Raw genomic sequence first — 22,557 nt, forward strand, 5'->3', positions numbered from 1 at the left:
AAGGAAAACCTGTCCTTTCCATCCTCAGAAAGAGGGGAAAAGTTTACCTTCTTCTAAACGGTAAACTTTCCAGCGTAGGGATTTTATGAGCTCTGAGTCGTGGGTAACAACGACTACGGACTTTTCTGTGCTCTTTAGGAAGTCTAAGAGCCTATTAAACCTCTTTCTGTCAAGGCCGGTTGTAGGCTCGTCAAGTATTAGAGCTTCGGGATTCATAGTAAGGACGCAGGCAATAGAGAGGATTCTCTTTTCTCCTCCAGAAAGGGAATAAACCGTTCTTTCCCTCAAGTGCTCTATGGAAAAGAGCCTGAGAACCCTATCTATCCTTCTCTTTACCTCTTCCCTGTCAACTCTTAGGTTTAAAGGAGCAAAGGCCAGTTCCTCCTCAACGGTAAGGGAAAAGAGCTGGTCATCTGGGTTCTGAAAAACGTAGCCCACAGTAGTCCTAAGCCTAAAAAAATCCTCCTCGCTCCGAACTTCCTTCCCTCTTAGATAGATTTTCCCTTTCTCTATGGGAACAAAACCCATTAAAGCTTCTATCAGTGTCGTCTTTCCAGCTCCGTTATCTCCGGCAATGATTACTTTTTCTCCACTACTCAGACTAAAGTTAACCCCGTCTAAGACCTTTCTACTCCCCCTTTTAACCGTGAGCTCCTCTACTCTCAAAATCTCCATAAAACTACCACCGCAAGGTAGATAAAGCTTGTGACTGCAAAAATTATGTCTTTTCTTTTCAGTGAAAAGTGGCTATAAACGGGAAACTCTCCCCTAAACCCCCTACACAGCATCGCCTTGTAAACTCTATCTGCCCTCCTGTAGCTCCTCACAAGGAGGTTAGCAAGAATGTAGGCAAAGGTCTTATAGGTTTTTATGGAGCTCTCCGGCTTAAACCCCCTGCACCTTGCAGCCTTTAACATCGTTTCGTACTCTTCCTTTACGGTGTGGAGGTATCTATAACTGAAAAAGAGTATCTGGCAGAGGCTATTTGGGAATTTGAGGTGATGGAGAGCGTGAAAAATTGAAAAGATTGAGGAGGTGGAGAGGAAAACAGCAGTAAGACTTAAGATAAGGCTTGACTTAAGGAAGAGTAGCAATCCAAGCTTAAGACCATCAAAGGAGATACTTACAAACCCCACGCGTAACATATTTGGACTTTCATAGGTCAAAACCATACTAAGGACGATGAAAAGCAGAAAAGTGTTAGCAATAAAGAGATGTTTTGCCAGCTTTAAAACCTCTTTCTTTGCCATCAGAAGACTAAAGAATACAAAGGGCAGGTAAAAAAGCGCCCCTTTAAAGTCCTGAACCAAGGCAATTCCCCAGCTAAAAAGGAAAAGGACAACTATCTTCACCCGAGGGTCAAGTGTGTGAAGGAAGGTTTTACTCTCCATCCCTTCTCCTTGAAAGAACCAAGGAAACTGCCCCAAAGATTCCGAGTATCCAGCCAAAGCCTGCAAAGACGTCCTTAGTAGAAGTGCCGGAGAGCTCCTTACGAATCTCAGAAAGTTCCACCTTTATAGGCTTTACCTGCTTTTCTATTTCTTCTCTTACAATTTTCCGTAGGAGCTCCTCGTTAACTTTCTGAAACTCTCCAGCTTTTTCTTCCTTTACAGTTTTACTTTCTACCTTCTCTGTCTCTACCCCTGAAGAAAGGTTAAGCTCTGAAACGGCCTTGTGTCCTAACTCTCCGGTTACAACCACTTTGATACTCTTTGGATTCTCAAGCTTAAAGGAAAACTCCCCGTTCTCGTCGGTTTTTCCAGTTAGAAGGAGCTCCCCCGTTTTCTTGTCGTAGACCTCAACCTTACCCCCTTTTACGGGAGCTCCGTCGTTAAAGTAGGAAAACACTGTAACCTTATCCCCCTCAAAGTCCACAAAGGCAGATATTTTATGGGCAAAGGCCGACAAGGGAACTATCAGGAGAAACAGGAGCAAAAGCACAACTCTCATCTCATCCTCCGTAGGATTTCTGGGACTGCTCTTTTTAGAAAGAGGAGAATGAAGGCGTTAACGAAAGCCTCTACAACTGCAACGGGAAGGTGAGCTAAAAGTGCAAGCTCCGCAGTTTTCCTGAAGGCCTCTCCAGTAAAGACAAGCTCAAGGGCAACAAGTAATCCAGAGCCCATAATTGCCACAAAGCTGGAGAGAGCTCCAGCAACAATAAGCGCCATCTTCCTCTCACTGCTTAAGAGCCCCTTACAGAGGTAGTAAGCAACCAGTGCCGGAAAGGCCATGTTGAAGGTATTCACCCCCAAAACGGTAAGCCCTCCAAACTGAAAGAGAACTGCCTGAAGGAAAAGCCCCACAAGCAGGACAGGAAAAACGGTCCATCCTAAGAGAATCCCAGCAAGGCCGTTTAATACCAAGTGCACGCTGGTAGGACCTGCAGGAACGTGGATGAGTGAAGCAACAAAGAAGGTGGCGGCAAGGAGGGCCGCCAGAGGAATCCTATCGTTATCAAGTTTTTTTAATCCCACATAAGTTCCGGCAATAGTTAAAGCCCATCCTGCAACAAGCAAAGAGCCCGGTAAAACCCCTTCCGATATATGCATCTCTACCTCACCCCGTTAGGTTTAGGATAGGCCTTGACCCATATAACGGCGTCAAGCTCAACTGGATAGAGTTTTCCGTCTTTGTGTCTTAACTTTCCTCCATCGCCGATTGCAGAGAATCCCCACCAGCCAGCCCACGGAATCGTGTAGACAAAGTAACCATTCTCATCCGTCTTAATAACCTGAGTAACGAAGGCATCTGCAGGGACTTCTACGTTTCCGGGATTTAGGTACTCAACCTCAACGTCAACGTTTGCAGCAGGCTTACCGTTTATAAAGACCCTGCCCCTAAAGGTATTTCCTTCCCAGATTCCAAAGGGCCTTGTAAGGGGGACTATCTCAGCCTTAAGGCCTATAGGTTTATCCCAACCTTCCTCAAGGCCGAAGGCCTCAATGTAAACCTTTGTAATCTGCTTTATGAACTTTCCTTCAGCCGGCTCAAAGTAGGGTTTTGGGTCAACGTAGAACTGGTATACTCCCGGCCTCCTTACCCTAAATTCCGTTTTAAAGCTTGGAACTTTCTTAGCACTTCCCTCCATAGCCGGGATTTTGACTTCTTTCCATCTGAGCTTCATCTTCTTTCCGTTGATAACAGCTCCACTGTCAACAATTCCAAAGTCCATGTTAGGTCCACCCTCCATCGGGTGGGTAAACCTTGCCTCAAGGGTCACGGTTCTTTTGTTCCCCTCAAGTACGTCGGTAGAGGGCTTGAGAACTACAAAGTGAGCTTGAGCTGCAACAGGTAAAGCCAGTAGGCTTGTCACCAAAGCTACAGTCTTCTTCATGTACAACCTCCTTTTATGTCAATTATTTTACCGAAATTTTAATGCAGGTTTATTTTGTAGTCAAATTCTGTATAATAGTGATACCAAGTATGAGCGTATCTCAAACAAAGATTACTGAATTACATATACTTAACTTTGTTATGTATACATAACTATATTTTCTATAAACACTCAACCGGAGGTTGTTCATGAGGAAAACCCTCGGGATGGTAACGGTGGCCCTACTGCTAAACTCTGGCCCTGCGTTCTCAGAAGAGTGGACAAAAAAGGAACTGGAGATCCTAAAACAGCGAATTGAAAAACTTGAACAAGAGCACGAAACTGGCCCACAAATCCACGGCGGAGTGGTTCTTTACTATCAGGGGGCTCACTTAGGGAAAATTGAAGGGGAAAATATCCCTTCTCCTTCCGGAACAGGCTACGTGGCAGACCTTGAAATCTCCTTTAAGCTTACTGAAGAGGACGAGTTTTACATGAGACTCCACGCCGGCGAGGGCTCTGGAGCAGATAAGATTTTTGACGTGAAGGAGGGAGCTCTCTTTGCCAACCTCAACACCCTTTCAGACGACAACCCTGAAAATGAGGCCACCTTTAAGCTCCTTGAAGCCTACTACACCCGTCCCTTCCTTGACGGAAAGGTAACCCTTTCAGTAGGAAAAACAGAACCTCCAGTCTTTATTGACGATAACGAGTACGCCAACAACGAGTACAGCCAGTTTGTAGGAAAACCTTTTGTCAACAACCCGATAATTGATGGGGAGTTTCAGTTTGCCCCAATAGTGGGAGTGGTTATCTCTCCAGTAGATAAACTGGAAATCTCCGCAGTCCTTCAGAGTAACGAGCAGAGCAAACTCTACTGGAACGGCTCAGAGTGGAGCGTAAAGGAGAAAAGCCTCTACGATAACGTTTTTGATAACCCCTTCTTTGCCCTTCAGGTGAAAGTCTCCCCAGAAATCGCCGGCCTTTCTGGCAACTACAGGCTCTACTACTGGAACGACTCAGCAGACCACATAAAAGTAGGAGAGGATGTTAGCGACCCCACGAAAAAGCCCTCAACGGACAAGGGGTGGGGAGTGGGTATTTCCATAGACCAAGAGATTTCTGAAAAGGCCGGCATATTCGCAAGGGCTGCGTGGGGAAACGATAAAGTCTACGAGGTTGAGCAGTTCTACTCTGTAGGTTTAAACCTTAACGGCATCTTCCCAAGTAGAGAAAAGGACATCCTCGGCGTAGGCGTTGCAGCCTTAATACCAAACGATAAGCTGGAAAACAGCTCTACTGAGTGGCACTTTGAGGCCTACTATAGGACACAAATCTCAGAGAACCTATCTATAACGCCAGACTTCCAGTTGGTTCTAAACCCACAGGGAGATAGCAGTAACGACAACATCTTCACAGCAATGGTAAAGGCAGAGTTCTCCTTCTAATAAAAGAGCTCCCTCTCCTTAAACTGCGCCCCTTTACCCTGCGGAGAGGGAGCTCCTCTCCTCCCTCGCAAACCACCTGTAAAGTGCCGGAAGCAGGAAGAGTGTATTAAAGGTTGACGTAACAAGTCCCCCAACAACAACCGTTGCCAAGGGCTTTTGAATCTCACTTCCCGTTCCGGTAGCAAAAAGGAGAGGTAAAAGCCCCACAGCACTTGTAAGCGCCGTCATAATAACGGGACGTAACCTCATAACAGCACCTTTTAAGGCAGCCTCCTCTACCGGTAACCCTTCCTTCCGCAGCTGTTCTATACAGGAAACAAGAACCATACCGTTCTCAAGGGCTATTCCAAGGAGGGCAATAAAACCGACCAAGGCAGGAACAGATACGTACTGCCCCGTAAACCAGAGAGCAGTTATCCCGCCAACGAGGGCTAATGGCAGGTTAAGCATTATGAGGGTTGAAAGGCGGAAAGAGTTAAAGCTCATAAAGAGGAGAAGGAGTATAAGGGCTAACGTTACAGGGACTACAACCCTTAGCCGACGGTCGGCCTCCTCCTTTAGCTCAAACTCCCCACCCCACGTGATTAAGTAGCCTAAGGGGAGCTCCACCTCACGGGCTATCGCGCTTTTAGCCTCCTTCACAAAAGAGCCTATATCCCTTCCAGAGACGTTACACTGAACCGTAATGAACCTATAGAGGTTTTCCCGTGTAATCTGGCGAGGGCCAATAACTTCCTTTATCTCGGCCACCTCCCTTAGGGGAATAAACTCTCCACTCTGGGTAGACACAGGGAGGTTTCCGATAGATTCAATATCCGACCTGTACTCCGGCTTAAACCTTACGAAAATGTCAAACCTCTTTAGTCCCTCAAAAACTTCACCAACCACCTTCCCGCCGACTCCGGCCTCTATTACCTCCTGAACGTCGGCAAGTGAGATTCCGTAGCGGGCTAACTTCTCCCTATCTGGACGGATGAGGAGCTGGGGAGCTCCAATAACCTGCTCTACCTGAACATCAACTGCACCGGGAACTTTCCTTATAACCTCAGCCACCCTATCGCCGAGCTCCTTTAGAACCTTTAAGTCCTCCCCAAATATCTTAATGGCAACTTCTGCCCGAACGCCCTCTAAGAGCTCATCAACGGCCATCTCTATCGGCTGGGTAAAGTTGGTGTGAACGCCGGGAATCTCCCCGAGCTCCCTGCGAATCAAGTCAACAAGCTCCTCCTGAGTTTTCACCCTCCAAGTTTCCTTAGGACGGAGAATGATGAACATCTCGGCACTGTTAACTGGGTCCGTATGAGCTCCAACTTCACCGCGACCTATCCGAGATATAACGCTCTTAACCTCCGGAATCCTTAGGAGTCTCCTCTCAACGAGCATGGTGATACGCTTGCTCTCAGAGAGGGAAATTGAGGGCGCCATAGTGAGCCTCAGGACAATCGTTCCCTCCTCAAGCTTTGGAACAAACTCTGAGCCAAGGCGAGACCCAAGCCATCCACCGGAGACTACAAGGGCTAAGGCCACAGAGAGAGCTACAAGGCGGTGCTTTATAAAGAAACGACCAAAGGGGGTGTAAACGGCAGAAAGCTTCTCAAGAATCTTCTCGCTGAAAGTACTTTTACCCTCTCCCTTCATAAAGACGGAGGAAAGAGCCGGAACTACAAGGAAGGTGTAAAGGAGAGAGCCGGCAAGGGCAAGGATTACCGAGTAGGCAAGGGGTCTAAAGGTTTTCCCCTCTACCCCTCCAAGGGAGATAATCGGAAGGAAGACGAGGGAAATAATGAGAATGGCAAAGGCTACCGGCCGGGCAACCTCCTTACAGGCCTCAGCCACAATGCGAATACGGGACTTCCCTTTTTCCTCTTTTAACTTCCTGTCAACGTTTTCAACAAAAACGATAGCACCGTCAACGAGCATTCCGATAGCTATCGCTATCCCTCCAAGGGACATGAGGTTTGCAGAGATTCCAAAGTACTTCATACCTATGAAGGCAAAGGAGATAGAGAAAGGAATGGCAAAGGCTGCAACGAGGCTCGGACGAAAACCGCCAACAAATAGGAAGAGAACGGCAACAACCAGAACAAGTCCCTGCCCTAAGGCTGTTGTTACAGTGGAAATACAGGCCTCCACCAAGCTCTTCTGTTCGTAGTAAGGAACTATGCGAATGCCCTCTGGAAGAACTTGGTTGAGTTCCTTAATTTTCTCCTCTACCCGCTGAATAACGGTAGAGGAGTTCTCACCGTAGAGCTTTATAACCTGACCGGCAACAACCTCCTTTTCTCCATCTTTGGTCTGGAGTCCCCTCCGAACAGCTCCTCCTATCCTTACATCGGCTATATCCTGTAGGCGAATCGGCGTCCCATTAACGGTTTTAACAACAATCTTTCTGAGCTCCTCAATTCCCCTTAAAAGCCCCTCAGAGCGGACAATCAGCTCCTCGCCGTGCCTCTCTATAAAGCTCCCTCCGACGTTAAAGTTACTTGACTTGATAGCCCTGATAACGTCGCCCAAGGTAAGGCCGTAGTAGCGGAGAGCTCCCGGGTCTACGAGAACCTGATACTGCTTTTCAAAGCCACCAATTCCGAGAACTTCCGTAACTCCCGGAACGCTCATAAGGTGGGGTTTAATGAACCAGTCCTGAATAGCCCTGAGCTCCTCAAGGGAGTACTTACCGGTAGTATCCTCAAGGTAGTAAAAGAGTATCAACCCCATAGCCGTTGAGATAGGGCCAAGCTGGGGCTCTCCAAAGTTTTCCGGAATTTCTCCCCGAACTTCCTGAAGTCTCTCACTTACCATCTGACGGGCAAAGTAGATGTCCGTCCCGTCCTCAAAGTAGAGGTTCACCAAAGAGAGCCCAAAGTTTGAAACGGAACGGATTTTCTTTAGGCCGGGAAGTCCGTTCATTCCAGTCTCTATCGGGTAAGTAACGTACTTTTCCACCTCCTCCGGCGCTAACCCGTGGGTCTCCGTAAAGACCTGAACCAGAACGGGGGTAACGTCCGGGAAGGCGTCTACGGGGAGTTTCTTAAAGCTGAAGTAGCCCCCTACAACCACGAGAACGGAAAAGAGTGCAACGAGCAGTCTATTCTTAAGGGAAAAGGAGATTAGCCTCTCTAACATCGTTCCCCCTTTTTACCTCAGTGGACGTGCCCGGCGTGCTCAAAGGCCTCCTTCTCCATCTCGGCCTTTAAAGTAAAAGCACCGGAAACGACGTACTCTTCCCCTACTGAGAGCCCTTTGCGAACCTCTATCCACTTACCGTAACGCTCTCCGAGCTCCACTTCCCTCATCTCAAAACCTTTCCCCTTACGGACGAAAACGACCGGGTGGCCGTGAACGTACTGGACTGCACTCTCCGGAACTGCAAGAACCTCCCTTCCTCTACCGACGGGAAGAAAGGCCTTTATAAGGAGACCGGGACGGAGCTCCCCGGAACTGTTATCCAGAACGACCCTTGCCCGAACAGCCCTCGTCTCCGGGTCAACAGATGGACTAACGTAGTCAACTACAGCCGTTATCTCAGGCTGTCCCTCTCCAAGGACAAGACGCACCTTTTGCCCCTTTTTAACGTAGGGTATCCACTGACGGTAGACGGAAATCACAGCCCAGACTTCCGAAAGGTCTACAACCCGAAAGGCAACCCTTCCTGGCCCTACCATTTCCCCCGTTGAAAGGTGCTTTTCAACGATTACTCCAGAAATCGGAGCTCTCAGGGGATAACGCCCCAAGGGGACTTCCCCCTCCTCAAACCCCTTAATCTCTGCCGGTGAAAAACCTAAGGTGAGCAACTTCTGTTCTAAAGCTCTAAGCTCAATCTCTGCAAGCTCCAACTCCTGCTTTGCCTTTAAGAAGCTCTCCTCAGCGACTATCTTCTTACTCCAGAGGATTTTCTCCCTTTCAAAGAGCTCCTTAGCAAGCTCCCACTTTTTCTTAGCTATCAGGTAGGAACTCTTTAAATCGGCAAGCTCCGGACTGTCAATAATTGCCAAGACCTCTCCGGCCTGAACCTTATCTCCCAAGCCTTTAAAGACACGGCGAACAAAGCCTTTAACCGGAGGAACTATGTGAACTTCCTTTTCTGGAACTTCAACGATTTCTGCAGGGAGCTCCACCTGCCGAGAAAGGAGTTTTAAGGTAGCTCTCTCTGTGCGAATCTTGAACTCCTTAATAACGCTGTCTGGGAGCTCTACTACTCTTTCGTGTTCGTGTTCGTGTTCGTGTTCATGCTCACGGTGAGAAACTTCTTCCTCAGCCAGAGCTCCACAAAAGGATAAGGCCATAAAGACAAAAAGAAGAAACGCTCTTAAGAACACGCCCTCCTCCGTCAAAAGAATCTGTAGTCCGGCCGTGCAAGGATGTAGAAAAGCTCAGCCCTTAAAGCGTGGTACTTCCTGTAAGCCTCAAGTAGTGCCAGCTTCAGCTCAAAGAGAGTCCTCTGGGCATCAAGGACTGAAAGAAGGTCAACTTTGCCGTAACGGTAGCCTTCAAATACCCGTCTGTATATCTCTTCAGCCCTCGGTATGAGCTTTTCCTCTAAGGTTTTAATCTCACGGGTAACTATCTCAAGCTTTCCCCTTACCTCCTGAAACTTCCTCTCAAGCTCTAAGCTAACACTTTCAAGGAGGAAACGCTTTCCGGCCATCTCTCTCTTTAAGGCCATCAGCTTATAGCCGTTTCTGTTAAAGACCGGAATGTCCAGACTAACGCTTAACAGGTAAGCCCTTTCATCATCCTCATTGAAGTAGCGCACCCCTCCAGAAAGGGTTAAATCCGGCAAGGCCTCTGCCTTTACAAGGTCAAACCTCTTTTTAAGAGTCAGAATTTCGGCCTTTACCCCCGCCACTTTCGGGTGTTTATCCGGTAAAACCCTTTCAGGAACTTCCCTTAAGCTGAAAAAGTCTCCTTCAGGCTCTACCCCTTCTCTCTTCAAGAGAGAGTAGAGTTTCTGCAGGGCTACTCTATACTCGCCGATAGCACTTTGGAGCTCCACCTCAATCCGGCCGGCGGCTATCTCAGCTCTGAGCTTTTCAAGCTCTGAAACTTTACCGGCCTCAAATTTCAGCTTTGACACCTCTACAAGTTTTTGAAGGACACGGCTAAGTTCTCTATAGAGTTTTACCTTTTCTTTTGCGTAGAGAACGTCTGTAAAACTTAAAGCGGTTTCTTTAAAGAGCTCTGCCCTAAGGAGAGACTCCTCACTTGAAATAACGCCTTCCTGAGAAAGGATTTCTTCCCGACGCTTTTCCCTCTTCCCAAAAAGGGGGAAACGCTGTGAAAAAAGTAGGGTTACCTCTGAAGAGCTGAAAGCTCTAAACCTTCCAGAGCCCAAAAAATCTTCGGTAGAGAGCTCTAACTCAGGATTGGGTAGCTTTTTAGCGTCCTCAGAAAGGGCGCGAATCGCCTCCCTTTTTTCTTTAAAAACCTTAACGCTTGGGTAGGAACTTAGCACCTGCCTCAGGGCATCCGAAAAGGAGATTACTTCCTTAGCAAAGACATTAAATGGAAGGAAAACTAAAAAAAGAACTAAAGGAAAAAATTTTAGATGCATCCCCTAAACCCCAAAATTAAAACATTGTTATTTTAGCAAATTTTGATAAAACCAAGCAGGAAAATTAAAAAAGGGGGGCACAGCCCCCTCTCGTTAGTCCTCTTTTAGAAGGAGCTCCACAATTGTTCTAACCGGCTGGCCTGTAGCTCCGGGAGAGTAGTACTTCCACTCCTTGTCAAGGAAGGCAGGACCAGCAATGTCTATGTGAGCCCAAGCTTTTACCTTCTCTGTGTCAACAAAGTTCTCTAAGAAGAGGGCTGCAGTTATTGCCCCGCCGTACCTTGATTTTCCAACGTTCTGAATGTCGGCGTAAAGGCCTTTAATCTCCTCCTTTAGGTCGTCGTCCAATGGCATGTGCCACATCTTTTCGCCAGTTTCAGAGGAGAGTTTTAAAAGTTCCTTACAGAGCCTATCGTCCCTTGTAAAGAGTCCGGAAGTGTAGTGTCCGAGGGCAACAACGCAAGCTCCGGTCAGAGTAGCCATGTCTATCATAAGGTCTGGGGAGAGCTCTGAGCCGTAGATGAGGGCGTCGGCTAAGATTAACCTTCCCTCTGCATCTGTTGAGTGAATCTCAACGCTTTTACCGTTCTTATAGACAATTACGTCGTCAGGCCTATATGCCTTTCCGCTTGGCATGTTTTCAACTGTTGGAATAAGGGCGTGAACCTCTACCTTTGGCTTTAGCTCTCCAACGGCCTTCATTATTCCGAGAACGGCGCAAGCACCGGCCTTGTCGGACTTCATCGTCTTCATAAACTGTTCAGGCTTGATGTTTAGACCACCGCTGTCAAAGGTAACGCCCTTACCTACAAGGACAACCTTCTTTTTGGCCTTCTTCGGCTTATAGGCCAAGTGGATAAACCTCGGTGGGTTGTCGCTTCCCCTTCCAACGGTAAGGATTCCAACCATTTTGTTCTCTTCAAGCTCCTTCTCGTCAAAGACCTTACACTCAAATCCGTACTCCTCTGCCAACTCCTTAGCAACCTCTGCCAACTTTTCCGGAGTAATAACGTTTCCGGGCTCGTTGACAAGGCTTCTTGTAAAGTTTGCAGCTTCGGCTATGAGCCTACCGGCCTCAAAGGCCTTCTTAAACTCCTTTTCACCGGCAACCGTTACCTTCTCTACATCAAACTTGTCTCCCTCACCGCCCTTATACTTGTTAAACCTGTAGCTTCCAAGGACTATTCCCTCAGCTAAAGCCTTTACAGCCCTTTCCTCAAGCTTATCTGCTCCAAAGGTTTCAAAGACAACCTTTTTAGCCTTTAACTTGACGGCAGTCTTTATCCCCTTGGCAGCAGCAGTGCGAACAGTATCGGGTTTGAGCTCCCCTTTCTTTCCAAGCCCAACGTAAATAAGAGCTCTGAAGCTTTCCGTTCCCGGAAGTGTGGCTACTTCTCCTGCTTTTCCAGAAAAGTTAACGGCCTTAAGCTGTTCTGATTCGTCCTTAGTAACGTTCTTAAGCCCCTCATAGACGCCAATCACAAGGGCATCGGCCTTTTTATTTGCAGGGAGCTCCGCCACGTATGTCAGCTTCATTCCTTAACCTCCTTCCTTTCCCATAGTTAATCCAACCGTAGTTAATTTTACTCTACCTTTGTCGTTGACTTGAACTTCTGGAAATCTCAAACAAAAGCCGTGCTACCGAAGAAGACACCAAAACAATCTCAGAGGAAATAAAAGAAAGCTGGTGGGAGAGAAACAAACAAAGGATTTAACAGTTTTTTTGAACCTCAGACTGCCCTTTGGGTTTTGTAGAATTAATGAAAGAAACCCTATGAAGGGAACAGAGGGGTGAAAAGGAAGAAAGTGAAATTCTTACTAAAGAGAACATTGGCTAAAGTCTTAATTGGAGTAGCTCTAGCTTCTTCTTTGCATAGTTTTCCTGTTAAAAATGCTAAAGCAGAACCTCTGTTAGTAGATGCTCCTATACATTTTACCTCTTGGGATCGTCATTCGGATGTTAACTTTAATCCAAATAACACCCCCCACAAACAGAAGAAAGAATTCGCACCACCAGAATTGCCTTATTGTAGGATTGTAAGAGCAGATGGTAGAGGTGTAATTATTGACTATTATCCAAAAGACTATAATGAAACTCATAAAGCTTACACTCTAAGGTGGGCTGTAAATAATTTATTTAGACCTTCTATTGGTACAATAACTATTAATTATCTATATACAGCAGGTTATAACGTAGAATTAGGAGCAAGCGATAAAGCTTTTATTCAAGATTGTTTAATTAGGGCTTCAAGAAGAGTTTTGGATAACACTGGCGGGGGAGTAGACGGTTATGGTCCTTATGAACTTCTTTTAAAAGAAACAAAAGGAAGAATCTTTGATAATTATGTTGTAAAATTTAGACCACCTTATTAATTCTTTAAGGCACGTCAACCGACGCTTCAAAAGTTACGTTGCTTGCAAAACTCTATTAAGAGCAGAACCCAATTTTTCACGAAGGCCAGTCTTCTACTGTCTCGTTGTGTCCAGCGTTCTTACAATTTCAACAGATTTGGGACTATTATAGAAAATAGCAAAACCCAAATTTCAGGAAGGTCAGAATGGGAGAGATAGTAATCAAAGTTCCCGGAGACGTAAAGGAAGTTTTTACAACTGTGGATGAAGCCTTAGCGCGTTTGAAAGAGTTTAAAGATATAGAAAATCAACGAAAGGCTTTAGAGTTCATAATAAAGAATGCAGGACGAATTTCTGAAAAGGACTTACCGTCTGAGGAAGACATCCATTGGCAAGAAGATAAGGGATGAGAGTACCAGTATTTTTAGACAGCTCAGTGATTATAGAGGGACTCAAAAAGAACAGTACGGCTCTGGAGATAAACAAGCATTTACTTAAAGTAGTTGATAAAGTTGAGCTTTGCATAAACGGAATCGTCTTTAGTGAAGTAATTTACCAGCTAACTTATAAGAGAAAATTCTCATTGGATGAATTAGAGGCTTTCTTAAGCAAATTCAAATTTTTAGAAATCGGAAAAAACGTAGGAAACATAGCCCTGAAATACATGAAGTCCTACAAACTTAGACCAAACGACGATCAAATATTTGATATCACTGGACGAAGACTTCACTACACCTGCAAAAGAAGAAGGAATTGTTCTAATTAACTCTGCTGAAACGCTAAAGAAGACATTAACATAATTTAACCTCTCTGGTCAAAGGTTTTAAGGGCCGGAGAAGGTCTCTTCTTCCTGTAGTTTTCAGCCTCAGCGGGGAGGATTTTCCTGAGCTTTCTCTGGATTACAAAGTTCAGTCCGAATATCACAAGGGCTACTACGGTCGCACCTGCAAAGGCGCTCTTCATGTTCATAGAAAGGACAGCAAACTGCTTTCCGGAGGACTGAACGATAAAGTCAATCATTATGAAGAATATGAAGAGAGAAACTATAAAGTAGGTCTGCTTCACGTACTCTATGTAGTCTAAGATTATTGCCGTTAAGAAGGTAATCCTAAAGCTAAAGGTAAGGGCGTAGGCAAAGCCTCCCGGTTTTATTGCGTTAAGGGGTGAAAAGTTCTCGTTTTTAGCCTGAAGTAAAAACTTTAAGGCAGCGTTTACCCTCATAAGTCCCGTTATAGTTGGAAGTCCAATAATCAGAAAGGCTATTAGTCCCCAAAAGAACATCGTCCAGTTCATTTTTCCTCCTTCCTCGTAATTTCTTTAAGGAGTTTTCCTACCCTCTGGAGGATTCCCTTTTCCTCCTCTTGGATGGAAGGGTCTTTCATGATACCAACAAAAGCTTTTAGGAGGTGTTCTTTTGCCTCCTTTAGCCTTCCGAGCTTAAAGAGACATTCGCTGTAGTGTTCGTTTATAACGGGGTCTTCTGGCTTAAAGGTCAAGGCCTTCTTCAAGTACTCACAGGCCTCCTCGTAGCTACCCTTTTTAAAGAGAACCCAGCCCTTCGTGTCAAGGAAGGCCGGACTGTGGGGTTCTTTTGAGAGTGCCTTATCCACGAGCTCCTCGGCCTCGTCCAAGTTCTTCCCTCTCTGGGCGTAAAAGTAGGCCAAGTAGTTGTAGGCGTCTGGGGTTGGGGAGCTCTGTATCAGCTTTTTAAGATACTCTTCCGTCTCTGAGTCCTTTCCGAGCTTTTCGGAAAAGTAGGCAAGGTAGAAGTATAGGTCTGAAACGTCCTTAAACTCTCCTTCCCACACCTTTAGGAGGTTGTAGGCCTCTTGGGTGTTCCCCTCTCTGTCGGTGATTATTGCAACCTTCAGCAAGTACTGGGGCTTTTTGGTGAGCTCCCAGAGCCTCTCAAAGTAGGCCTTTGCATCCCTGAGTCTGTTGAGCTTGTAAAGGACTAAGGCGGTTCTCTCAAGGACTGTAGGGTTTTCTGGGTAGATGTCTAAGGATTTTTCATAAGCCTTTAGAGCTCCCTCAAGCTCTCCCGACATCTCATAGGCAAGGCCGAGCATAAAGTAGACGTTGGGGTTGTCGGGATTGAGCTTTGTGATACGCTCAACTATTGGAATCACCTGTTTGTACTCCTTCATCTCAAAGAGGGTCGCCGCGACCCAAGAAAGGAGCTTAAGGTCGTAAGGTTCAAGCTGGACAAGCCTGTTTATTACCTCTAAGGCCTTCTGGGGTTTATTCTCTTTTAGGTAAATGCCAAGGAGCTCCTTTAGAGCGTAAACGTTATCCGGATTGTTTTTTAAAACCTTAGTTAAAAAGGTCTCTGCCTCTTTGTAACGCCTTTCCTTTTTAAAAATCTTACCAAGCAGGACGTAGGCGCTTTCCATATCTGGGTTTAGCTCTATCGCCCTCTGAAGGTAGCGTATAGCTCCCTCTGTATCTCCTTTTAGGTAACGAACCTGTCCCGAAAAGTAAGCAATTAAGTAGTCGTCAGGGAAGAGCTCCCTGCCCTTACTTAAAACTTCCTCTGCTTTATCGTACTTTTTCTCGTTTATGTAAAGGTTGGCCAGCATCACGCAGGTTTCCCTATCGGGAGAGAGCCCCAGTATCTTCCTGTAAACCTCCTCTGCTCCCCTGTAGTCCCCCCTAACGACAAGTATTCCACCCTTTAGCTTTAAGGCCTGTAAGTTATCAGGGTCAATAGAAAGAACTTTCTGGACAAACCTTTCGGCATCGTTTAACTTCCTCAAATCAACTGCCATCTTGGCAGCTTCAAGAAGGTACTCTACCCGTTTAGGGGACTTCTCTACTGCCTTTTTTATTGCCTCATAGGCAGCTGTGTAGTTACCCCTGTTCCTCTCGTTAAGGTAAACCATGTAGTAGAAGAGAGCTCCCGGCTCAGGACGGTAATCCCCTTTAACGGTAACTTTTTCTTCCCTTGGCTTAACCTTAAGCTTTTCCTTTACCGGAACAGAAACCGAACCACAGGAGACGGCAAACAGCAGGATTGACAAAGAAAGAGCTCTTCTCATACTTCTTTCCCAAAAGAGGAGTTGTCTGAAATAATAACAAATAGAATTGTATCTTAAACAAGGTTTCGCAGATGAAGAGGACAATAGAGAGGCTTAAGAAGCTCTTAAACCTTTTGGTGGAAGACAACTTTAAATACTTTGATAGGGTTAAAGACCCAGACAAAACCCTCGCCATTCTGTTTAAGGAGCTCCTTCCCCACCTTGATAAAAAGAGAAAGCTCTGGGTAAACAAGGTATTAAACCTGCTAAGGAACTACGGTAGTTTTTCTGAGGAGGAGAAAAAACGCTTTATCAAGGAGCTCCACTCCGTCGTAACGTTAAAGTTCTCAGAAGAGGAAATAGAAAAAGCCCGCCAGAGGGAAATCCCAAAGGAGAGAGTTCTATCCCCTCCGGAGAAACTTGAAAAGAAGAAGAGTTACCCTATAAAGGCCTTCTTCCAGCCAATTGAATCCGTCAAAAGCCTCAACAAGAGAAGGATAAACAGGCTCAAAAAGCTCGGAATAGAGACAGTAATTGACGCCATATACTACCTCCCCTACCGTTACGAGGACAGAACAACCGTTACCCCAATGGCCTATTTAAGGCCAGATGGGCAGTTCCTCGTAAAGGGCAAAGTCGTTAAGGTATCCCTCTTTGAGACGAGCAAGAAAAAAAAGAAAATCCTCAAGGTTCTCCTCTACGACAGAACGGGAACGGTTACCTTAGTTTTCCTTCAGGAAAAGGTCTTTGGCTACTACAGGACGCTCTTTACTAAGGCAAAGGAGCTAAAAAAGGAGGTTCTTGCCTACGGCCTTGTAAAGAGGGAATCCGGTGGCTACTCAATGGTTCACCCAGAGGTAGAAATCCTTGACCCCTACAAGGGAAAGCTTGAAAAGCTCGGGATTATACTGCCAATCTACCACTCTGCAGAGGGAATAAAACAGGCCACCGTAAGGAAGGACATACAGGAGGTTGTTAAGAGGGTCATACCTTTCCTGCCGGAATACCTACCCGAAGAGATAATAAAGAGGCTGAACCTGCCGGGAGCTCCAGAAGCCTTCTGGAGGGTTCACTTCCCCTACGACGAGGAGGCAGAGGAGCTCCTCTCCTTTAAAACCCCAGCCCAAAAAAGGGTAATCTTTGACGAGCTCTTCCTCTTTCAGCTTGCCCTTGCCATCCACAGACAGAAGATAAAGGAAGAAAAGGGTATCTCCTTCCCCGTAAGCGAAGAGCTAATTGAGGAGTTTAAAAAGAGCCTTCCTTTCAAACTTACAGGAGCTCAGGAGAGGGTTCTAAAAGAAATTGCTGAGGACATGAAAAGAGAAGAACCAATGAACCGCCTCGTTCAGGGGGACGTAGGTAGTGGAAAAACGGTCGTCGCTGCAGCGGCAGCCTTCTTTGCTGCAAAGACGGGCTACCAGACGGCTGTTATGGCACCAACCGAAATCCTCGCCAACCAGCACTTTAAAAAGTTCAACGAGTTCTTAAAGCCCCTCGGAGTAAGGGTTGGCCTCTTAACGGGCAGTATGACAAAGAGAGAAAAAGAAACAATGTACAGGGCGATAAAGGAAGGCTACATACAGGTCGTTATCGGAACTCACGCCCTGATTCAGGAGGGAGTTGAGTTTAAAAACTTGGGACTTGCGATAATAGATGAACAGCACCGCTTTGGAGTAAAGCAGAGGGTAGAGCTAAAGAAAAAGGGCAGGATGCCCGACGTCCTCGTTATGACTGCCACACCTATTCCGAGAACCCTCGCAATGACCGCCTACGGAGACCTTGACGTTTCAGTCATTGACGAGCTTCCGGCAGGTAGGAAACCGGTAAAGACGGAAATAATATTTGAGGACGAAAGGGAAAAGCTCCTTGACCTTCTAAAGAAGGAGCTTGAAAAGGGCAACAAGGTCTACATCGTCTACCCACTCATAGAGGAGTCGGAAAAGTTAGAGCTAAAGGCTGCAACAGAGATGTTCCACTACTGGGAAGAGAAACTAAAACCCTACGCCGTGGGGCTACTTCACGGCAGGATGAAACAGGAAGAAAAAGACAGAGTAATGGAGAGTTTCAGAAAAGGAGACTTTCAGGTTCTCGTATCAACAACCGTTATTGAGGTCGGCGTTGACGTTCCGGATGCAACTGTTATGGTGATAGAACACGCCGAGCGTTTTGGCCTTGCACAGCTCCACCAGTTAAGGGGAAGGGTCGGAAGGGAAGATAAGGAATCCTTCTGCTACCTTGTAACCTCAAGGAACGTCGGAGAGGACGCCACAAAGAGGTTAAAGGTTCTTGAGTCAACAAATGACGGCTTTAAGATAGCCGAGGCAGACCTCCAGTTTAGAGGGCCGGGGGAAATCTTTGGAACAAGACAGTCAGGCCTTGGGGACTTTAAAATTGCAGACCTGAGACGGGACTTTGAAATACTCAAACTGGCAAGGGAAGAAGCCCAGAAACTCGTTGAAAAAAATCCCGAGCTTAAAGGTCTTGATAACCTTAAGGAGCTCATGAAGTTTAGGTTTGGGGAAAAATTTGACCTTGTTGAAGTAGGTTAAATCCTTAGACTTTAAAGTCTATCGTAGCTCTCATCTGGAAGTGATTTTGTTCATCTACCCAAATTGGAATTTTTCCTTGAAGGCTAATGTCTTTAAATACGCAAGGTGAGGGATGGCCGTAGGTATTCTTAATTCCCGCTGTAATTATCCAGTAAGAACTTTTACATACTTTTACTAGTTCTTTTCCCTTCTCTTTCCAAGAATCGTAAGAACCGTGATGAGGAACTTGAGTAAGAAAAGGATATTTACCCTTTGATTGCAATTTTTCAACTATCTCCAGCAACTGCTCAGCATAAACATCACCAGAATATAATTGAGCTATCGTTTCAACTTCGGGAAACCTAGAAAATAAAATTCTCCATTCCGGAACTGGAGTAAAATTTAAATAACAATCATAAACTGGTTGAAGCGTAACTCCAAATTCTTCCATATTAGTTGGTGAATGATAACAAATTATTGAAGTTTCATTTCTTTTTCCTGTAGGAATATTTTCATTAATCTTCTGCTTAATTTTTTCAAACTCTATATCAAACTCTTTCCCTTTTTGTTCCTTCCCTTTTAACTGAAAACGAAGAAAGACCTTTTTACTGCCTTTTTCATTTTTCAAAATTACTGTTATCTTATATAGATTTTCATCTAAATTATCTATTATCCTATCTACATCTCTATCTACTGATTCTTTTTCTTTTATCAATTTTTTAATTTCTTCCTTAAGTTTCCTGATTTTACCCTCTATACTTCTATCCAATTTTGGATAGAAGAAAAGAAATTCCCACAACTTTCTACCAGAATCGCTGATATAGGCACTCCAAAATCCTCTCACCATATAAACATTTTCCTCCACTTTTTCTTCACTACTTAACAAACTTTTCCAAATTTCTGAAAGCTTTATTTCTTCTAAAGGTTCAACATCTTTAGCCTTTCCTTCTTGTTCTTTTTCGTTTTCCTCTTCTCTTTTTCCTTCTTCATTCCATCTTTTGCCCAAATATATCAGAAGATTAGCCTTTTTCTTTATCCACTCGTTAGTTAACAAATATTCATTTACTATTTCCACAGTCTCACTATTACCCAAACTTTCCTCTGAGTATTCTTCTAAAAGAATTAACAGCTTCTCCATCCATGTTAAATATGGAATAATAGCAACATCTATCCGACCATTCCTTTCCTTAAGCAAATAATCAAGACCTTTGTAATGGTCTTCGTGAAAATGAGAAAGAACAAATAAATCTATTAATCTTTCACCATTAGCTAGATATTCATGAACATTCCAAAAATGTCTCATTCTTCTTTCTAAAAGACGTGAATTCCACCTATTGCCACAATCGTAGATAAAACTAAAAGGAATTACTTTCTTTTCCTTTATAAAACATATATGATTTGAACAGAACAATCCTTGACCAACTGCATGGAAGGTAGTAAGAAGATTAGCTTTTACAGAAGGTTTATTTTTTGTCCCCACTTCTACCCTCCTTCCTCCTCTCCCACTTTCATAATTTTGATTGTCTTCAATGGATTATAGCAACTCATTCCTTAAGTTTACAGCCTTTGCCTATATTTAATCAAAAACTTTTTGAGGAGAGCAAAATGATAGAGAGGCTTCAGGAGTTAAGGGAGAAGGTTTCTAAGCTGAAGGAGAGATACTCCGAGATAAGGGGGTATTTTTGACATAGAGGGCATGAAGAAGAGGCTCTCTGAGATTGAAGAGGAGATGTCCTCTCCAGACTTCTGGAACGACCAAAAGAGAGCCCAGTCCATTTCAATGGAGAGGAACAGGATAGAAGGTGAACTCAATACCTTCTCAACGATAGAGCAGAAGCTTGAGGACGCTGAGGTTCTCCTTGAAATGGCCGAGGAGGAAAACGAGGAGAGCCTCCTTGATGAGGTGGAGGAGACATTAAAACAGCTCCAGAAAACCCTTGACAGCCTTGAGGTAAAAACTGTCCTTTCCGGAGAGTTTGATAAGAACAACGCCATAGTTACCATCCACGCCGGCGCAGGAGGAACTGAGTCCTGCGACTGGGCAGAGATGTTAATGAGGATGTACCTGCGCTGGGCAGAGAAGAAGGGATTTGAGGCAGAAATCCTTGACCTTCAGGAGAACGAGGAGGCCGGAATAAAGAGCGCAACCATTCTCATAAAGGGAGCTTACGCCTACGGCCTTTTAAGGGCTGAACACGGAACCCACAGGCTCGTAAGGATTTCCCCCTTTGACGCCAACGCAAGACGCCACACTTCCTTCTGTGGAGTTATAGTCGTTCCGGAAATAGACGAGGAGATTGATATTGAGATAAGGGACGAGGACATAAGGGTTGACACCTTTAGGGCTTCTGGAGCAGGAGGACAGCACGTAAATAAGACAGACTCTGCAGTGAGAATTACCCACATTCCGACGGGAATAGTCGTTACATGCCAGAGTGAAAGGTCTCAGATACAGAACCGCCAAAGGGCGATGAAAATCCTGAAGGCTCGCCTTTACGAGTACGAGAGAAGGAAAAGGGAAGAGAAACTGGCAGAGGTAAAAGGTGAGCACAGGGACATTGCTTGGGGTAACCAGATACGCTCTTACGTTTTCCACCCCTACAGGCTCGTTAAGGACCACAGAACCGGAGTGGAAACCTCTAACGTGAACGCAGTTATGGACGGGGATATAGACCAGTTTATTGAAGCTTACCTTAAACAGAAGGCAAGAGCTACTCAGAGTAAATAACTACCCTGTTTTTACCACTCCTTTTGGCCTTGTAGAGAGCCGCATCTGCCCTCTGAACTAAGTCCTTAAAGCTCTCTACAAGGCTATTATCTGCAACCCCTATACTGACGGTTACTTTAACCTTTCCTATTCTCGCCTCTTCTATGGCCTTCCTTATCCTTTCAGCCACCACTACAGCCCTTCTAAGGTCGGTGTGGGGGAGGACAACCAAGAACTCCTCTCCACCGTACCTAACGGCAATGTCACTCTTTCGGAGGTTTTTCCTGATTATCCCTGCTACAGTCCTCAGCACCTTATCGCCAAAGAGGTGGCCGTACTTATCGTTAATCTGCTTAAAGTTGTCTATGTCTATCATCAGGACGGAAAAGTGGTAACCGTACCTCTTTGACCTGTAGAACTCCTGCTGGACGAGTTCCTCTAAGAACTCGCGCCTGTAAAGGCCAGTTAAAACGTCCCTGTAGGCTCTAAAGCGGAGGTACTTTTCCCTCTCTTTAAGGGATATGAGCCACTCCTCCCTTCTGGCAATGAAGAAGAAAATATTTGCAACTTCCCTTAGGAACTCTTCATCCTCTTTAGAAACTTTTTCTGACAGGAAGAAAGCTATCTTTGTCTTTCCGTTGACAAAGACGACACAGTTCTCTCCTTCAAGGTTAAAGTTCCTAACGGTTTTTGGGAAGAATCCGTTTTCCTTAGAGAATACGTACACGCTCTCATCTGCAGAAATAGCTACAACGATGTCCTCCAGAGGAAAGATGGAGCTGAGATGACTGAAGGTTACCTTCAGAATTTCTGAGAGGAAAATCTCCTTTAAAGCGAGCTCCTTTAGTAAGGACAGGATGGAGCTCCTCTGAAGCTTCCTCTTGAAAACCTCAAGAACATCGGCCTCAAACATCTTACCGTAGTCAAAGTAAAGAAGGGCAGAAATGGCCTTTTCAACGAGTTCCTTTCCTTTTATTATTGAGCCGTGCTGTGGCGCAATAATCTCAAGGTCAAGTTCTTTCAACCTCTCTACAGTGTGAAGGACCACCTCTTTACAGGGCATGTATATCTCGTGGAAGCTCCTCACGCTCTCTATGTAGCTCTCATCCTTAGCAAAGAGGCTCCACTCCCCTTCAACCCATCCACCAAAGATGTCGCTTGAGAAGAGAACCTTAGTCTTTGGGTCGTAGGTTACGATGTTACCGGCGTAGTGCATGTAGGGGGTAAGGATAAACTGTAACTCCCTGTCACCAAGGGAAAGCTTAAAGCCGTGCTGGTCAACAAGGTAAAAGGGCGTTAAGAGGTTGTAGTGCTTTAAGAGGAAGTAGGTTCTCCAGTGGGTTACTATGTACCTTTCCTTTTCGGGGAGAACCTTTTCAAGCTCTGGAAGACAGGCAACGACATCGGGGTCCTGATGGTGGCAAACTATGTACTTAATGTCTTCAAGGTTAACCAAGTACTTTACTTTCCTTAGGGTCTCCTTGAAAGTTATCAGCGAGCCGGGGTCTATCAGAACAGACTCTTTACCGTTCCTTATTAGGTAGGTGTGACACTGGAATATATCGCTCTCTATGTAGTGTCCAACCCAAAAAGTCTCCTCGGCAATTTCAACTGGCTTTGAAAGGTCTACTTCCATCT

At 45.4% G+C, this 22,557-nt stretch carries 19 protein-coding genes; 6 read left to right on the plus strand and 13 right to left on the minus strand.

Annotation, left to right across the window (positions count from 1 at the left end):
* Positions 1 to 24 precede the first annotated feature (24 nt).
* The 5 genes from CLV27_RS05380 to CLV27_RS05400 are packed head-to-tail and all read right to left on the minus strand — an operon-like array spanning position 25 to position 3,337.
* Positions 25 to 675 carry an energy-coupling factor ABC transporter ATP-binding protein gene (locus tag CLV27_RS05380; protein ID WP_132526582.1) on the minus strand — a complete coding sequence of 217 codons (651 nt, stop codon included), beginning with the start codon at positions 673 to 675 and terminating at the stop codon, positions 25 to 27.
* Positions 663 to 1,391 (minus strand): cobalt ECF transporter T component CbiQ, encoded by a 729-nt coding sequence (cbiQ, locus tag CLV27_RS05385; protein WP_132526584.1) that lies wholly within the window; start codon positions 1,389 to 1,391, stop codon positions 663 to 665. The genes CLV27_RS05380 and cbiQ overlap by 13 nt, the downstream gene beginning before the upstream one ends.
* Positions 1,381 to 1,950 carry a hypothetical protein gene (locus tag CLV27_RS05390; protein WP_132526586.1) on the minus strand — a complete coding sequence of 190 codons (570 nt, stop codon included), beginning with the start codon at positions 1,948 to 1,950 and terminating at the stop codon, positions 1,381 to 1,383. Before CLV27_RS05390 ends, cbiQ begins: the two co-directional genes overlap by 11 nt.
* Positions 1,947 to 2,552, minus strand: a complete 606-nt coding sequence (gene cbiM / locus CLV27_RS05395; protein ID WP_132526588.1) for a cobalt transporter CbiM — start codon at positions 2,550 to 2,552, stop codon at positions 1,947 to 1,949. The genes CLV27_RS05390 and cbiM overlap by 4 nt, the downstream gene beginning before the upstream one ends.
* 2 nt (positions 2,553 to 2,554) lie before the next feature.
* Positions 2,555 to 3,337: a DUF4198 domain-containing protein gene (locus CLV27_RS05400; protein ID WP_132526590.1), complete on the minus strand. Its 783-nt coding sequence runs from the start codon at positions 3,335 to 3,337 to the stop codon at positions 2,555 to 2,557.
* Between the two features lie 188 nt (positions 3,338 to 3,525).
* On the opposite strand from CLV27_RS05400, the gene CLV27_RS05405 reads away from it, so the two are divergent.
* Complete coding sequence (locus CLV27_RS05405; RefSeq protein WP_132526592.1) at positions 3,526 to 4,764, plus strand: carbohydrate porin; 1,239 nt, start codon at positions 3,526 to 3,528, stop codon at positions 4,762 to 4,764.
* Positions 4,765 to 4,797: 33 nt separating this feature from the next.
* On the opposite strand, the gene CLV27_RS05410 is transcribed toward CLV27_RS05405, so the two are convergent.
* From CLV27_RS05410 to CLV27_RS05425, 4 genes are all read right to left on the minus strand, one after another.
* Positions 4,798 to 7,887 carry an efflux RND transporter permease subunit gene (locus CLV27_RS05410; protein WP_132526594.1) on the minus strand — a complete coding sequence of 1,030 codons (3,090 nt, stop codon included), beginning with the start codon at positions 7,885 to 7,887 and terminating at the stop codon, positions 4,798 to 4,800.
* Between the two features lie 17 nt (positions 7,888 to 7,904).
* Positions 7,905 to 9,080, minus strand: a complete 1,176-nt coding sequence (locus tag CLV27_RS05415; RefSeq protein ID WP_132526596.1) for an efflux RND transporter periplasmic adaptor subunit — start codon at positions 9,078 to 9,080, stop codon at positions 7,905 to 7,907.
* Positions 9,081 to 9,091: 11 nt separating this feature from the next.
* Positions 9,092 to 10,216, minus strand: a complete 1,125-nt coding sequence (locus CLV27_RS05420; RefSeq protein WP_165863689.1) for a TolC family protein — start codon at positions 10,214 to 10,216, stop codon at positions 9,092 to 9,094.
* 192 nt (positions 10,217 to 10,408) lie between these two features.
* Positions 10,409 to 11,851, minus strand: a complete 1,443-nt coding sequence (locus tag CLV27_RS05425) for a leucyl aminopeptidase (RefSeq protein WP_132526600.1) — start codon at positions 11,849 to 11,851, stop codon at positions 10,409 to 10,411.
* Positions 11,852 to 12,106: 255 nt separating this feature from the next.
* Between CLV27_RS05425 and CLV27_RS05430 the strand changes: the two genes are divergently transcribed.
* The 3 genes from CLV27_RS05430 to CLV27_RS05440 all read left to right on the plus strand — a co-directional run bounded on the left by CLV27_RS05430 (position 12,107) and on the right by CLV27_RS05440 (position 13,433).
* Positions 12,107 to 12,688: a hypothetical protein gene (locus CLV27_RS05430; protein ID WP_132526602.1), complete on the plus strand. Its 582-nt coding sequence runs from the start codon at positions 12,107 to 12,109 to the stop codon at positions 12,686 to 12,688.
* Positions 12,689 to 12,873: 185 nt separating this feature from the next.
* Positions 12,874 to 13,077: a hypothetical protein gene (locus tag CLV27_RS05435; RefSeq protein WP_132526604.1), complete on the plus strand. Its 204-nt coding sequence runs from the start codon at positions 12,874 to 12,876 to the stop codon at positions 13,075 to 13,077.
* Positions 13,074 to 13,433 (plus strand): PIN domain-containing protein, encoded by a 360-nt coding sequence (locus CLV27_RS05440; protein ID WP_132526606.1) that lies wholly within the window; start codon positions 13,074 to 13,076, stop codon positions 13,431 to 13,433. Before CLV27_RS05435 ends, CLV27_RS05440 begins: the two co-directional genes overlap by 4 nt.
* Before the next feature lie 35 nt (positions 13,434 to 13,468).
* Here CLV27_RS05440 and CLV27_RS05445 read toward each other — a convergent pair whose 3' ends face one another.
* Positions 13,469 to 13,960, minus strand: a complete 492-nt coding sequence (locus CLV27_RS05445; RefSeq protein ID WP_132526608.1) for a hypothetical protein — start codon at positions 13,958 to 13,960, stop codon at positions 13,469 to 13,471.
* Positions 13,957 to 15,705, minus strand: coding sequence for a tetratricopeptide repeat protein (locus CLV27_RS05450; RefSeq protein ID WP_132526610.1), 1,749 nt, complete (start codon positions 15,703 to 15,705; stop codon positions 13,957 to 13,959). The genes CLV27_RS05445 and CLV27_RS05450 overlap by 4 nt, the downstream gene beginning before the upstream one ends.
* A gap of 71 nt (positions 15,706 to 15,776) precedes the next feature.
* Between CLV27_RS05450 and recG the strand changes: the two genes are divergently transcribed.
* Positions 15,777 to 18,233, plus strand: a complete 2,457-nt coding sequence (recG, locus tag CLV27_RS05455) for an ATP-dependent DNA helicase RecG (protein ID WP_132526612.1) — start codon at positions 15,777 to 15,779, stop codon at positions 18,231 to 18,233.
* Positions 18,234 to 18,237: 4 nt separating this feature from the next.
* Here the strand turns inward: recG and CLV27_RS05460 are convergent, their stop codons facing one another.
* Positions 18,238 to 19,692, minus strand: a complete 1,455-nt coding sequence (locus tag CLV27_RS05460) for a ComEC/Rec2 family competence protein (protein ID WP_132526614.1) — start codon at positions 19,690 to 19,692, stop codon at positions 18,238 to 18,240.
* 125 nt (positions 19,693 to 19,817) lie between these two features.
* On the opposite strand from CLV27_RS05460, the gene prfB reads away from it, so the two are divergent.
* Positions 19,818 to 20,940 (plus strand): peptide chain release factor 2 gene (gene prfB, locus CLV27_RS05465; RefSeq protein WP_425600133.1). Its coding sequence is split into 2 segments (ribosomal slippage): positions 19,818 to 19,883 and positions 19,885 to 20,940, totalling 1,122 coding nucleotides; the frame shifts between segments, so codons are not numbered across the junction.
* Here prfB and CLV27_RS05470 read toward each other — a convergent pair.
* Positions 20,924 to 22,555 carry an oxygen-binding di-iron domain-containing protein gene (locus tag CLV27_RS05470; protein ID WP_132526618.1) on the minus strand — a complete coding sequence of 544 codons (1,632 nt, stop codon included), beginning with the start codon at positions 22,553 to 22,555 and terminating at the stop codon, positions 20,924 to 20,926. The two genes, prfB and CLV27_RS05470, sit on opposite strands and share 17 nt — an antisense overlap.
* Positions 22,556 to 22,557: the final 2 nt, after the last annotated feature.

The sequence above is a fragment of the Phorcysia thermohydrogeniphila genome, from assembly GCF_004339575.1.
GTDB lineage: Bacteria > Aquificota > Aquificia > Desulfurobacteriales > Desulfurobacteriaceae > Phorcysia > Phorcysia thermohydrogeniphila.